Source organism: Pseudomonas sp. P116 (assembly GCF_020149425.1).
Lineage (GTDB): Bacteria > Pseudomonadota > Gammaproteobacteria > Pseudomonadales > Pseudomonadaceae > Aquipseudomonas > Aquipseudomonas anatoliensis.
On record NZ_JACVHB010000001.1, the window covers coordinates 714,925 to 728,952 of the forward strand.

Annotated in this window: 13 protein-coding genes; 10 read left to right on the forward strand and 3 right to left on the reverse strand. The window is 59.6% G+C overall.

What is annotated here, in order from left to right:
• Nucleotides 1-82: 82 nt before the first annotated feature.
• Complete coding sequence (locus ICA15_RS03540; RefSeq protein WP_150601203.1) at nucleotides 83-1,381, forward strand: serine/threonine protein kinase; 1,299 nt, start codon at nucleotides 83-85, stop codon at nucleotides 1,379-1,381.
• Complete coding sequence (locus ICA15_RS03545) at nucleotides 1,374-2,162, forward strand: VacJ family lipoprotein (protein WP_150601202.1); 789 nt, start codon at nucleotides 1,374-1,376, stop codon at nucleotides 2,160-2,162. Before ICA15_RS03540 ends, ICA15_RS03545 begins: the two co-directional genes overlap by 8 nt.
• A 137-nt stretch (nucleotides 2,163-2,299) precedes the next feature.
• Here ICA15_RS03545 and ICA15_RS03550 read toward each other — a convergent pair whose 3' ends face one another.
• Nucleotides 2,300-3,214, reverse strand: a complete 915-nt coding sequence (locus ICA15_RS03550; protein WP_210553680.1) for a DUF808 domain-containing protein — start codon at nucleotides 3,212-3,214, stop codon at nucleotides 2,300-2,302.
• 135 nt (nucleotides 3,215-3,349) lie between these two features.
• Between ICA15_RS03550 and ICA15_RS03555 the strand changes: the two genes are divergently transcribed.
• Nucleotides 3,350-3,955 carry a TetR/AcrR family transcriptional regulator gene (locus tag ICA15_RS03555; RefSeq protein WP_042558279.1) on the forward strand — a complete coding sequence of 202 codons (606 nt, stop codon included), beginning with the start codon at nucleotides 3,350-3,352 and terminating at the stop codon, nucleotides 3,953-3,955.
• A gap of 102 nt (nucleotides 3,956-4,057) precedes the next feature.
• Here ICA15_RS03555 and ICA15_RS03560 read toward each other — a convergent pair whose 3' ends face one another.
• A complete protein-coding gene (locus tag ICA15_RS03560) occupies nucleotides 4,058-4,516 on the reverse strand; it encodes an REP-associated tyrosine transposase (RefSeq protein WP_210553681.1) in 459 nt (152 codons plus the stop codon).
• A gap of 209 nt (nucleotides 4,517-4,725) precedes the next feature.
• Complete coding sequence (locus ICA15_RS03565) at nucleotides 4,726-5,166, reverse strand: GlcG/HbpS family heme-binding protein (RefSeq protein ID WP_210553682.1); 441 nt, start codon at nucleotides 5,164-5,166, stop codon at nucleotides 4,726-4,728.
• A 269-nt stretch (nucleotides 5,167-5,435) separates the two neighbouring features.
• Between ICA15_RS03565 and gcl the strand changes: the two genes are divergently transcribed.
• From gcl to ICA15_RS03600, 7 genes are all read left to right on the forward strand, one after another.
• Nucleotides 5,436-7,211, forward strand: coding sequence for a glyoxylate carboligase (gene gcl, locus ICA15_RS03570; protein ID WP_150618435.1), 1,776 nt, complete (start codon nucleotides 5,436-5,438; stop codon nucleotides 7,209-7,211).
• A 141-nt stretch (nucleotides 7,212-7,352) separates the two neighbouring features.
• Entirely contained in the window at nucleotides 7,353-8,135 is a 783-nt protein-coding gene (gene hyi / locus ICA15_RS03575; RefSeq protein ID WP_016987505.1) for a hydroxypyruvate isomerase, read from the forward strand.
• A gap of 132 nt (nucleotides 8,136-8,267) precedes the next feature.
• Nucleotides 8,268-9,161: a 2-hydroxy-3-oxopropionate reductase gene (locus ICA15_RS03580; RefSeq protein WP_042558274.1), complete on the forward strand. Its 894-nt coding sequence runs from the start codon at nucleotides 8,268-8,270 to the stop codon at nucleotides 9,159-9,161.
• A gap of 148 nt (nucleotides 9,162-9,309) precedes the next feature.
• Nucleotides 9,310-10,584, forward strand: coding sequence for a glycerate kinase (locus ICA15_RS03585; RefSeq protein ID WP_210553683.1), 1,275 nt, complete (start codon nucleotides 9,310-9,312; stop codon nucleotides 10,582-10,584).
• Complete coding sequence (gene pyk, locus ICA15_RS03590) at nucleotides 10,581-11,996, forward strand: pyruvate kinase (protein ID WP_042558272.1); 1,416 nt, start codon at nucleotides 10,581-10,583, stop codon at nucleotides 11,994-11,996. The genes ICA15_RS03585 and pyk overlap by 4 nt, the downstream gene beginning before the upstream one ends.
• A 230-nt stretch (nucleotides 11,997-12,226) precedes the next feature.
• Nucleotides 12,227-13,141 carry an urea transporter gene (locus ICA15_RS03595; RefSeq protein ID WP_210553684.1) on the forward strand — a complete coding sequence of 305 codons (915 nt, stop codon included), beginning with the start codon at nucleotides 12,227-12,229 and terminating at the stop codon, nucleotides 13,139-13,141.
• Nucleotides 13,142-13,162: 21 nt separating this feature from the next.
• Nucleotides 13,163-13,987 carry an ion transporter gene (locus tag ICA15_RS03600; protein ID WP_150618431.1) on the forward strand — a complete coding sequence of 275 codons (825 nt, stop codon included), beginning with the start codon at nucleotides 13,163-13,165 and terminating at the stop codon, nucleotides 13,985-13,987.
• The last annotated feature ends 41 nt before the right edge of the window (nucleotides 13,988-14,028 follow it).

The window sequence follows — 14,028 nt, forward strand, 5'->3', positions numbered from 1 at the left end:
GCCGCGGCATGGCACTTTGGCGCAAACCCGGTGGTCATAGCCTGCGAACTTCATTCGGCACCTTCCTCTTAGGGATCTCGTCATGCTCCATTCCTTGCGCTTCGCCGCGCTGTTCAGCGGCCTTATTTTGAGTGCGTCCGCACTGGCGGTGGATATCGACGCCGCCAGTTATGGCTACCCTCTGACCAACCCGTTCGAGGCGACCATCGCCACGACTCCGCCGGACTTGCGCCCGGAGCTGCCGCTGGATGACGACATCAATCAGTCGGACCGCAGCGTCACCCTGCGTCCGGAGCGCGAGTTCATCCTGCCGGACAACTTCTGGCCGGTGAAGAAGCTGACCTACCGCATCGCCGAACAGGACAAACCCGCACCGCTGATCTTCCTGATCGCCGGTACCGGCGCGCGCTTCGACAGCACGCTCAATGAATACCTGAAAAAGCTCTACTACAAGGCCGGCTACCACGTCGTGCAGCTGTCTTCACCGACCAGTTTCGACTTCATCAGCGCTGCGTCTCGCTTCGCTACGCCGGGCATTACCAAAGAAGACGCCGAAGACATGTACCGGGTGATGCAGGCGGTGCGGGCGCAAAACCCGAATGTGCCGGTCACTGACTATTACCTCACCGGTTATAGCCTCGGTGCGCTGGATGCCGCATTCGTCGCACACCTGGACGAGACCCGCCGCAGCTTCAACTTCAAGAAAGTTCTGCTGCTCAATCCGCCGGTCAATCTCTACACCTCGATCACCAACCTCGACAAACTCGTGCAGACCGAGGTTAAAGGCATCAACAACAGCACCACCTTCTATGAACTGGTGCTGGCCAAGCTGACCCGCTACTTCCAGCAGAAAGGCTACATCGATCTCAATGACGCCCTGCTTTATGACTTCCAGCAGTCCAAGCAGCATCTGAGCAATGAGCAGATGGCGATGTTGATCGGCACTTCGTTCCGCTTCTCGGCAGCCGACATTGCCTTTACCTCGGACCTGATCAACCGTCGCGGTCTGATCACCCCGCCGAAATTCCCGATCACTGAAGGCACCAGCCTCACGCCGTTCCTCAAGCGTGCGCTGCAATGCGACTTCGATTGCTACCTGACCGAACAGGTCATTCCGATGTGGCGCGCGCGCACCGACGGCGGCAGCCTGCTGCAACTGATCGACCAGGTCAGCCTGTACGCACTCAAGGATTACCTGCACGACAGCCCGAAAATCGCCGTGATGCACAACGCCGACGACGTGATCCTCGGCCCGGGCGACCTCGGTTTCCTGCGCAAGACCTTCGGTGATCGCCTGACCGTTTATCCACTGGGCGGCCATTGCGGCAACATTAACTACCGCGTCAACAGCGACGCGATGCTGGAGTTCTTCCGTGGCTAAATATCTCCTGCTGGTAGCAGCGTTCCTCTGTGCAGGCGTGGCCCAGGCCGACAACAGCAAAGCCAATGCACCGGTGGTGGTCGACAGCGACGGCTTCAAGGAACCGCTGACCAAACTCAAATTCAACCCGGGCCTGGACCAGCGTGAATTCGAACGTTCGACGCTCAATGCGCTGGCCGTCTATGACCCGCTGGAGTCGTGGAACCGTCGGGTTTACCACTTCAACTATCGCTTCGACCAGTGGGTGTTTCTGCCTGTAGTCGACGGCTATCGTTACGTCACGCCAAGCTTCCTGCGCACCGGCGTGAGCAACTTCTTCAACAACCTTGGCGATGTACCGAACCTGGTCAACAGCCTGCTGCAGTTCAAAGGCCAGCGCTCGATGGAAACCACCGCGCGCCTGTTGCTCAACACCACGATCGGCATCGCCGGCCTGTGGGACCCGGCCACCGCCATGGGCCTGCCACGCCAGAGCGAAGACTTCGGTCAGACTCTGGGCTTCTACGGCGTACCGGGCGGTGCCTACTTCGTGCTGCCAATCTTCGGCCCGTCGAACATCCGCGACACCGCAGGCCTGGCCGTGGACTACACCGCCGAATCGGCGATCAACTTCCTCAACGTCTCGGAAGTCAGCTCCAACCACCCGGAAGTCTGGGCCCTGCGCGCGGTGGACAAGCGCTACCAGACCGGCTTCCGCTATGGTCAGCTGAACTCACCGTTCGAGTACGAGAAAGTGCGCTACGTGTACACCGAGTCGCGCAAGTTGCAGATTGCCGAGTAGATTCGGCAGGTACAAAAAAGGCCATTCGATGCGAGTCGAATGGCCTTTTTCATGAAGATCAAAGGATCGCAGCCTGCGGCAGCTCCTACATTGGGAGGATGTACACCCTGTAGGAGCTGCCGCAGGCTGCGATCTTTTTAGCCTTTCACAGCTTTCCAGATCTTGCCGACTACCGACACAACCGCCAGCACCACCGCACCGGCAATAATCCCCGCCACGCCATTGAGCAACACCGGCACCACAAACCCGGCGCTGCCCGCCGCTGCGCCAATGCCTTCAATCCAGTGGTGAACCACCGGCACGCCGTGGGTCAGGATGCCGCCGCCGACCAGGAACATCGCCGCCGTGCCGATCACCGACAGGGCCTTCATCATGTAGGGCGCGGCGACCAGAATGCCGTTGCCGATTTTTTTGGCCATTTGCCCAGGCTTCTGGGTCAGCCACAGACCGAGGTCGTCGAGCTTGACGATGCCGGCCACCAGGCCATAAACACCGACGGTCATGACGATGGCGATGCCGGACAGTACGATCACTTGCTGGGTCAGCGGGGCGCCGGCCACGGCACCCAGAGTGATGGCGATGATTTCTGCCGAAAGGATGAAGTCGGTGCGGATCGCGCCTTTGATTTTGTCCTTCTCGAACGCCACCAGATCAGTTTCCGGATCGGCAACGGCTGCGCTCAGTTGCGCATGATCCGCGTCATCTTCAGCCTTGCTGTGCAGAAATTTGTGCGCGAGCTTTTCGAAACCTTCGAAACACAGATACGCACCACCGACCATCAACAGCGGCGTGACCAGCCACGGCACGAACGCACTGATCGCCAGCGCCGAGGGCACCAGGATCAGTTTGTTGAGGAACGAACCCTTGGCCACCGCCCACACCACGGGAATTTCCCGCTCGGCGCGCACGCCGGAGACCTGCTGGGCGTTGAGCGCCAAATCATCGCCGAGCACCCCGGCGGTCTTCTTGGCGGCCATTTTGGTCATCAACGCAACGTCATCCAGAACGGCGGCGATATCGTCAATCAGCACCAGCAAACTGCTTCCTGCCATGAATCCTGTTTCCTTCTATGTATGAATGTTGCGAAGCATAACGCGACCGCAGGCCACATGGGGCATTGTTGAGCGCTGCGCGAGGCCGGTGCTACCATGCGCAACCGCCAGAACAGGCAAGGAACCACCGGGTTTATGAGCACAATCCGCGAGCGCAACAAAGAACTGATCCTGCGTGCTGCCAGTGAGGAGTTTGCCGACAAGGGCTTCGCTGCGACAAAAACCAGCGACATCGCCGCGAAGGCAGGATTGCCCAAGCCCAACGTCTACTACTACTTCAAATCCAAGGAAAACCTCTACCGCGAGGTGTTGGAAAGCATCATCGTGCCGATCTTGCAGGCATCGACTCCGTTCAACGCGGACGGCGTGCCGAGCGAAGTGCTCAGCGGCTACATCCGCTCGAAGATCCGTATCTCGCGCGACCTGCCCTTCGCCTCCAAGGTGTTCGCCAGCGAAATCATGCACGGCGCCCCGCACCTGAGCGCCGACCTGGTCGAGCAGCTCAACGGCCAGGCCAAGCACAACATCGACTGCATCCAGACCTGGATCGACCGCGGCCAGATCGCCCCGATCGACCCCAATCACCTGATGTTCAGCATCTGGGCCGCGACCCAGACCTACGCCGACTTCGACTGGCAGATCTCGGCGATCACCGGCAAGGACAAACTGGATGAAGCCGATTATGAAGCGGCGGCGCAGACGATAATCCGGTTGGTGTTGAAGGGGTGTGAGCCGGACTGAGACACCGCGATGCGGCTATCGCGAGCAGGCTCACTCCTACATTTGGAATGCATTCACCTGTAGGAGTGAGCCTGCTCGCGATCAAGGCGACTCGGTGCCGGTTCAAACCCAAATGGCATCCCACAACGGATAGTCGCCTAGCTTCTCAACCAATCCTGCCCGCAATGGATTGGCCACGACATATCTCGCCATCTTCACCAGATCCTCTTCCCGCCGTAGCGCCCGATCATGGAACCCTCTCTGCCAGAGACTGATATTTCGCCCGGTACGCTGCTTGACCGCTTTGGTACTCATCGATTTGGTCTTCTGCATCAATTCGCTCAAAGAGCCCTGCTGCAATTCAATCAACCAATGAAAATGATCCGGCATGACCACCCACGCCAGTGAGTTTGCCAAGCCGAGATTCTGCGCATTTCGAAATTGATCGACGACCAGCCTGCCCAAGGCAAATTCCTTGAAAACCGGTGCCCGGTTCAGTGTGTTTGTGGTCAACAGGTAGATACGATTGGCTTCGCCATAGCGCCCGGCTCGTAATCGGTGTGCAGCAGGTAGATCCGGCATTCCTTTGCCTCCCGTGACAATGTCAGAGGAAGACTAGTTCTGTGGATTCAGGTAGGTGGAGCAAACTGTTGGCCGGATGTGTCCAGGAGATTGCAATCGCGAGCAGGCTCACTCCTACAGGGGGTTTGAGTGTTCAGACATTTTGTATCCGACCACAAACCCTGTAGGAGTGAGCCTGCTCGCGATAGCGGTTAATCAGTCATCACCAATCAAGCAACCACCCCCGCATCCGCCTTCAAATCCAGCGCCTGCACCGCTTTGATCGCCACCTGCTCATCAACATCCGACAGGTCGCCGCTAATGCCGATCGCACCCAACACCTCCCCCGCCTGATCGCGGATCAACACTCCACCCGGTGCCGGCACGACGCTGCCCTGGCCCATGCTGTTGAGTGCCGCGAAGAACGCCGGGCGTTGTTGAGCATCCACTGCCAGCAGGCGTGAACCCTTGCCCAGCGCAATCGCGCCCCAGGCTTTGCCGATGGCGATCTGCGGGCGCAGCAGGCTGGCGCCGTCTTCGCGTTGCAGGGCGATCAAGTGCCCGCCCGTATCGAGTACCGCGATGGTCAACGGCGCGGCATTGATGCCCCGCCCTGCGTTGATGGCTTCGTTGACCAGGTTGACTGCGACTTTCAAGGTTAAAGCGCTCATGGTGCCGTCCTCATTTTGTTATAGGGAAAGTCGTGGAGCTGCGCTTGAATGCCGCAGTCCGATGCAAACAAATAGAACACAATGAGTTATTTTTTTGTATACAATAATTCTCGAAAAGCGCCACATGCGACGAAAAGCCACAGCAGAACCGGCTTCCGACGAATGAAACAGTCGCTTGAGAAAATGGATTGACCTGCGCCGTCCGCCGTGAATACACTCTGCGCAAAGCCACTTGTATACAATTACAAAACGTAAAGAGGCACAAAACCATGAGCAAAATGAGAGCAATCGAAGCCGCCGTTCTGGTGATGCGCCGTGAAGGGGTTGATACCGCTTTTGGCATTCCGGGCGCTGCCATCAACCCGCTGTACTCCGCCTTGCAGAAAGTCGGTGGCATCGATCACGTCCTTGCTCGCCACGTTGAAGGCGCCTCGCACATGGCCGAGGGCTACACCCGCACCAAGGCCGGCAACATCGGCGTGTGCATCGGGACTTCCGGCCCTGCCGGTACCGACATGGTCACCGGGCTCTACAGCGCCTCGGCCGACTCGATTCCAATCCTCTGCATTACCGGCCAGGCACCCCGCGCCCGTATGCACAAGGAAGACTTCCAGGCTGTCGACATCACCAGCATCGTCAAGCCAGTCACCAAGTGGGCAACCACTGTGCTGGAACCGGGCCAGGTGCCTTACGCGTTCCAGAAAGCTTTCTTTGAAATGCGCTCCGGCCGTCCAGGCCCAGTGCTGATCGACCTGCCGTTCGACGTGCAGATGGCCGAAATCGAATTCGATATCGACGCTTACCAGCCACTTCCACTGGCCAAGCCGACCGCTACCCGCGTTCAGGTCGAGAAGGCTTTGGCCCTGCTTGATCAGGCCGAGCGTCCATTGCTGGTGGCCGGTGGCGGCATCATCAACGCCGATGCCAGTGATCTGCTGGTCGAGTTCGCCGAACTGACCGGCATCCCGGTCATCCCGACCCTGATGGGCTGGGGCACCATCCCTGACGATCACCCGTTGATGGTCGGTATGGTGGGTCTGCAGACTTCGCACCGCTACGGCAACGCCACCATGCTCAAATCCGACGTGGTGCTGGGCATCGGTAACCGTTGGGCCAACCGTCACACCGGTTCGGTTGACGTCTACACCGAAGGTCGCAAGTTCATTCACGTCGACATCGAAGGCACGCAGATCGGCCGTGTATTCACACCGGACCTGGGCATCGTGTCCGACGCCGCTGCCGCGCTGACCGTGTTCATCGAAGTCGCCCGTGAGTGGCAAGCCGCGGGCAAGCTGAAAAACCGCAGTGCCTGGCTGCAGGATTGCCAGCAGCGCAAAGCCAGCCTGCACCGCAAGACCCACTTCGACAACGTGCCGGTCAAACCGCAGCGCGTGTATGAAGAGATGAACCAGGTGTTCGGCAAAGACACCTGCTACGTCAGCACCATTGGTCTGTCGCAGATTGCCGGCGCGCAGTTCCTGCACGTCTACAAGCCGCGTCACTGGATCAACTGCGGCCAGGCAGGCCCGTTGGGCTGGACCATTCCGGCAGCACTGGGCGTGGTCAAGGCCGATCCGAGCCGTAAAGTCGTGGCCCTGTCGGGGGACTATGATTTCCAGTTCATGATCGAAGAACTGGCGGTCGGCGCTCAGTTCAAACTGCCTTACATCCACGTCGTGGTGAACAACTCGTACCTGGGCCTGATTCGTCAGGCACAGCGCGGGTTTGAAATGGACTACTGCGTGCAACTGTCCTTCGACAACTTGAACGCGCCGGAACTCAACGGTTACGGTGTTGACCACGTCGCAGTCGCCGAAGGCCTCGGTTGCAAGGCACTGCGTGTGTTCGAACCATCGGAAATCGCCCCTGCCCTGCGCAAGGCCGAACAGATGATCGAAGAGTTCAAGGTGCCGGTGATCGTCGAGATCATTCTGGAGCGTGTGACCAACATCTCCATGGGTACCGAGATCAACGCCGTCAACGAATTCGAAGACCTGGCGCTGGTCGGCAACGATGCGCCAACGGCGATTTCGATGCTTGATTGATCCGCAGGTTTGATGCCTCTGTAGGAGCTGCCGCAGGTTGCGATCTTTTGATCTTGGGTTTTGAAGATCGAGATCAAAAGATCGCAGCCTGCGGCAGCTCCTACACGGGCCATCAACATTAATTTGCAACGGGAGACCACCATGCCGCGTTTCGCAGCCAACCTGTCCATGCTGTTCACCGAACAGGATTTCCTTGCCCGTTTCGACGCCGCCGCCAAGGCTGGTTTCAGTGGTGTTGAATACCTGTTCCCGTACGACTTCAGCTCTGCCGAAATCAAGGCCAGGCTCGACGCCAACGGTCTGACCCAAGTGCTGTTCAACCTGCCGGCCGGTGACTGGGCCAAGGGCGAGCGCGGTATCGCGTGCCTGCCGGACCGGGTTGAAGAGTTCCGCGCCGGGGTCGATCTGGCGATTGCTTACGCACAAGTGCTGGGCAACACCCAGATCAACTGCCTGGCCGGTATCCGTCCGCAGGGCGTTGACGATGCCACCGTTGAAAAGACCTTTGTCGCCAACCTCAAGTACGCCGCCGACAAGCTGCAAGCGGCGGGCATCAAACTGGTGATGGAAGCCATCAACACCCGTGACATTCCGGGCTTCTACCTGAACAACACGGCGCAAGCCCTGTCGATTCGCGAGCAGGTCGGCAGCGCCAATCTGTTCCTGCAATACGACATCTATCACATGCAAATCATGGAAGGCGATCTGGCCCGCACCCTGCAATCGCACCTGGGCGAGATCAACCATGTGCAGCTCGCGGACAACCCGGGGCGTAACGAGCCGGGCACTGGCGAGATCAACTATCGCTTCCTGTTCGAACACCTCGACCGCATCGGTTATCAGGGTTGGGTGGGTTGCGAGTACAAGCCGCTGACCACTACTGAAGCGGGTCTGGGCTGGTTGAAAACCCACAACGCAATTTAATCAAACACATCACCCCTGTAGGAGCTGCCGCAGGCTGCGATCTGTTGATCTTGATCTTCAAAAGCAACATCAAAAGATCGCAGCCTGCGGCAGCTCCTACAGGGGGCAAGACAAAAACAAGAGGATTTTCTCATGGCTAAAATCGGATTTATCGGCACCGGCATCATGGGCCACCCAATGGCGGCGAACCTGCAGAAAGCCGGTCACAGCCTGTTCCTGTCGGCGCACCACGACGCCGCACCTGCCGACCTGGTTGCCGCTGGCGCCGTCGCTCTGGCCAACCCGCGCGAAGTCGCGCAGGAAGCTGAATTCATCATCGTCATGGTCCCGGATACCCCGCAGGTCGATGACGTGCTGTTCCGCGCCGACGGTGTTGCGGCCGGCATCAGCAAAGGCAAAATCGTCATCGACATGAGCTCGATCTCGCCGACCGCCACCAAGGCTTTCGCGGCGAAGATCAACGAGAAAGGCGCGCAATACCTCGACGCACCAGTGTCCGGCGGTGAAGTCGGCGCCAAAGCCGCGACCCTGAGCATCATGATCGGTGGCGACGCCGATGCCTTTGAACGCGCATTGCCGCTGTTCCAGGCCATGGGCAAGAACATCACCCTGGTCGGTGGCAATGGCGACGGTCAGACCGCCAAGGTTGCCAACCAGATCATCGTTGCCCTGAACATTCAGGCTGTCGCCGAAGCACTGCTGTTCGCTTCGAAAAACGGTGCGGATCCAGCCAAGGTGCGTGAAGCGCTGATGGGTGGTTTCGCCTCGTCCAAGATTCTCGAAGTGCACGGCGAGCGCATGATCAAAGGCACCTTCGATCCAGGCTTCCGCATCAGCCTGCACCAGAAGGACCTGAACCTGGCCCTGCAAGGCGCCAAGGAGCTGAACATCAACCTGCCGAACACCGCCAACACTCAGCAAGTGTTCAGCACCTGCGCGGCGATCGGTGGCAGCAACTGGGACCACTCGGCGCTGATCAAGGGTCTGGAACACATGGCCAACTTCTCGATTCGCGACAAGAAATAAGCCTTCATCAAACCTGTAGGAGTGAGCCTGCTCGCGATGAAATCACCGCGGTGTACCTGAAACACCGCGCTGCCTGAATCGCGAGCAGGCTCACTCCTACAGGGATCCGAGTTGCCCTTTCGAATAACAAGAATTCCGGGAGCCCGCCATGTCGGTCGATCCGCAACAACTGCTGCGCGAGCTGTTTGCCACAGCCATCGACGCGGCTCATCCGCAGCAAGTCCTCGAAGCCCATCTGCCAGCCGACCGCACCGGTCGGGTGATCGTCATCGGCGCCGGCAAAGCCGCCGCTGCCATGGCGCAAGTGGTCGAGCGCTGCTGGGAAGGTGAAGTCACAGGCCTGGTTGTGACCCGTTACGGTCACGGCGCCCCGTGCGAAAAAATCGAGGTGGTCGAGGCCGCGCATCCGGTGCCCGACGCTGCGGGCCTGGCTGTGGCCAAACGCGTGCTGGAACTGGTCAGCAACCTGAGCGAAGACGACCGCGTGATCTTCCTGCTGTCCGGTGGCGGCTCTGCCCTGCTCGCCCTGCCAGCCGAAAGCATCACGCTTGCCGACAAGCAGTCGATCAACAAAGCCCTGCTCAAATCCGGCGCGACCATCGGCGAGATGAACTGCGTACGCAAGCACCTCTCGGCGATCAAGGGCGGCCGTCTCGGCAAGGCCTGCTGGCCGGCAACTGTTTACACCTATGCGATTTCCGATGTACCGGGCGACCTCGCCACGGTCATCGCTTCCGGCCCGACCGTGGCCGATCCGAGTACTTCAGCCGAAGCCTTGGCGATCATCAAACGCTACGGCATCGAGATCCCGGCGTCGGTACGCAACTGGCTGCAAAGCCCCGAGTCGGAAACCGTAAAACCCGGCGACCCGAGCCTGGCGCGCAGTCATTTCCAGTTGATCGCCCGTCCGCAGCAATCGCTTGATGCGGCGGCGGTGAAATGCCGTCAGGCCGGTTTCAGCACGCTGATCCTCGGCGACCTGGAAGGTGAGTCGCGCGAAGTGGCGAAAGTCCACGCCGGCATCGCCCGCCAGATCATCAACCACGGCCAGCCACTGGCAGCGCCCTGCGTGATCCTCTCCGGCGGCGAAACCACCGTGACCGTGCGCGGCAATGGCCGTGGCGGCCGCAACGCCGAATTCCTCCTGAGCCTGACCGACAGCCTCAAGGGCCAGCCCGGCGTCTACGCCTTGGCCGGTGACACTGACGGCATCGACGGCTCGGAAGACAACGCCGGCGCCATCATGACCCCGGACAGCTACGCCCGCGCCGCCGCCCTTGGCCTGAGCGCCAGCGACGAGCTGGATAACAACAACGGCTACGGCTACTTCCAGGCACTCGATGCGCTGATCGTCACCGAGCCGACCCGCACCAACGTCAACGACTTCCGCGCCATTCTGATCCTTGAGAACTCTAAATCATGACGCCTGATAAAAAGGTCAAAATCCTCGCCACCCTCGGGCCTGCGGTCGATGGCATTGACGCTATCCGCGAACTGGTCGAGGCCGGGGTCAATATCTTCCGCCTCAACTTCAGCCACGGTGATCACGCCGACCACGCCAAGCGCTATCAGTGGATCCGCGAAGTCGAGCGCCAGCTCAACTATCCGCTGGGCATTCTGATGGACCTGCAAGGGCCGAAACTGCGCGTCGGCAAATTCGCTGACGGCAAGGTGCAGTTGCATCGCGGTCAGGCATTCCGTCTCGATCTGGACGCGACACCGGGCGATGAGCGCCGGGTGAATCTGCCCCATCCGGAGATTATCGAAGCGCTGGAAGCGGGCATGGATCTGCTGCTCGACGACGGCAAACTGCGCCTGCGCGTGGTGACCAAATACGCCGACGCGATCGACACCACCGTGCTCAATGGCGGCGAACTGTCGGATCGCAAAGGTGTGAACGTGCCACAAGCGGTGCTCGAACTCAGCCCGTTGACCGCCAAGGATCGCCGCGATCTGAGCTTCGGCCTGGAACTGGGTGTGGATTGGGTCGCGCTGTCGTTTGTGCAGCGTCCGCAAGACATTCTCGAGGCCCGCGCACTGATCGGCGACAAGGCGTTTTTGATGGCGAAAATCGAGAAGCCGTCGGCGGTTGAGCAACTGCGTGAAATCGCCGAACTGAGCGACGCGATCATGGTTGCTCGCGGTGATCTGGGCGTGGAAGTGCCGGCCGAGAGCGTGCCGCAGATCCAGAAAAACATCATCACCACCTGCCGCGAACTCGGCAAACCTGTCGTCGTCGCGACGCAAATGCTCGAGTCGATGCGCTTCTCCCCTGCCCCGACTCGCGCCGAAGTCACCGACGTTGCCAACGCCGTGGCCGAAGGTGCCGATGCGGTCATGCTGTCGGCGGAAACCGCGTCCGGCGAGTACCCGCTGGAAGCCGTGCAGATGATGAGCAAGATCATCCGCCAGGTGGAAAACGGTCCGGATTATCAGACGCAACTGGACGTCAGTCGGCCGAAGGCTGAGGCCACCGTTTCCGATGCAATCAGCTGCGCGATCCGGCGCATCAGCAACGTGTTGCCGGTTGCCGTTTTGGTCAACTACAGCGAGTCGGGCGCATCGAGCCTGCGTGCATCGCGGGAACGGCCGAAAGCACCGATCCTCAACCTGACGCCGAACCTGCAGACCGCGCGCCGTTTGAGCGTGGCGTGGGGCATTCACTCGGTGGTCAACGATCGCCTGCGTCAGGTCGATGAGGTTTGTTCGACAGCGCTGGAAATCGCCCAGGCGCAGGGAATGGCGGAGCGTGGCGACACGCTGCTGATTACCGCGGGCGTGCCGTTTGGGCAGCCGGGGTCGACGAACTCGCTGCGGATCGAAACATTGATCTAAGCAACACTTCTGCTCTTAACAACAGTTTCGATGTAAGTACAAAAACCTGTGGTGAGGGGATTTATCCCCGACTGGCTGCGCAGCAGTCATCGCTTTTGGGGGCCGACGGTTTTCACAGAAAAACCGCATTCACCGACTGGGGGCTGCTTCGCAGCCCATCGGGGATAAATCCCCTCGCCACAGTTACTCGCAAGACCTTTTGCTTTTCCAACTGCCCAGATTTTTTCGACATGCCTGCCAAACATTTCAACACCCACTGCCCCGACTGGGCCGAGGCTTTGCTCAACGGTTTCAGTCAGATATTTCTCCAGCGCCATCCGCTGTGCGGCCTGCTGTGTCTGCTGGCGATCCTGCTGACCGCGCCTGTGCTGTTCGCCGGTGCGCTGCTGGGCGCCGTCGCCGGATTGCTGACTGCGCAACGGCGAAACTACGCCAAGGCTGATCGCCAGGCCGGGTTGTTCAGTTACAACGGTGTTCTGCTCGGCTTGTTGCTGAGCCTCTATTTCCCTTGGTCACCGCTGCTGCCGCCGCTGATTCTTGCCGCCGGCGGCTTAAGCGCGATGCTCACGCAACAATGGCTCAAACATGTGTACCGCAACCGATCCATACCGGCCTACACCTCGCCGTTCGTGGCCATGAGTTGGGTGTTACTGCTGTTCGCCGAACCGTCGGCGCCGATGGCTCACGTCGAGATGAACCTGCTCAATCTGCTCGCTGCCGAGTTCAAAGGGCTCGGTCAGGTGATGTTCCTCGGGCATCCATTGGCCGGGGTGTTGATTGCCATCGGTTTGCTGATCGCTGATCGCCGCGCTTTTGCCTGGGCACTGCTGGCTTCTGCAATCGGGCTCGCGTCGAGTCTGCTGCACCACGAAACCGGTTCCGCGCTGCTGGGCCTGGGCAGCTACAACGCCGTACTCGCCGCCCTCGCCTTCAGTGCTCAACGCGAACAACCGTGGTTGCCCTTGCTCGGCATCGTCCTGGCATTGCTGATCACACCGCTGTTCGCCGCCATGGGTCTGGCCACATTGACCGCGCCGTTCATCCTGGCCTGCTGGCTGATCCGCGCCGGTATCCAGATGCTTGGCAAAGCCAACGTCGACAGCACGCCTTGCGCTCAAGGGGAGAATCAACCTAGGCTGCGCTGATCTTTGATTCAGGCGTTATTCATGGACAGCAGCAACAACTGGCGTGAACGGCTTTACGTCATGATTTTCCAGAGCGATACCCTCGCAGGGCGGCGCTTCGACGGCATTTTGCTGTTGATCATCCTCGCCAGCCTGGTGATCGTGATGCTCGACAGCATCGACAGCATTCACCAGAACTACGCCAACGTGCTGGCCTACATCGAGTGGGGTTTCACGATCATCTTTCTCGGTGAGTACATCCTGCGTCTTTACTGTTCGCCCAAGCCGCTGCGCTATGCCTTCAGTTTTTACGGGTTGGTGGATTTGCTGGCGATCGTGCCGGGCATTCTCGCGCTGTATTACAGCGATGCGCAGTATCTGCTGATTATTCGCATCATCCGCATGCTGCGGATTTTCCGCGTGCTCAAGCTCAGCCCGTACCTCAAGCAAGCCAACTACTTGATGTCGGCGCTGCGCGGCAGCAAACAGAAAATCGTGGTGTTTCTGGTCAGTGTCTGCACGCTGGTGACGGTGTTCGGTACGTTGATGTACGTGATCGAAGGCCCGGAGCACGGCTTCACCAGCATTCCCAAAGGCATCTATTGGGCTATCGTGACGCTGACCACCGTGGGTTTTGGCGACATCGTGCCTAAGACGCCGTTAGGGCAGGTAATTTCGTCGCTGGTGATGATCACCGGTTACTCGATCATCGCCGTGCCCACCGGGATTTTCACCGCCGAACTGGCCAACGCCATGCGCGGCGAACAGCTGCAACATGATTGCCCGGTGTGCAAGAAGAACAGCCACGAACATGGCGCGGCATTCTGCTCGCGGTGTGGCAACGCATTGTTCAAAAAAATGGAATAAGCAAAGAGCTTTTTAATCTTTAAAGGACTATGCGCTGCCCG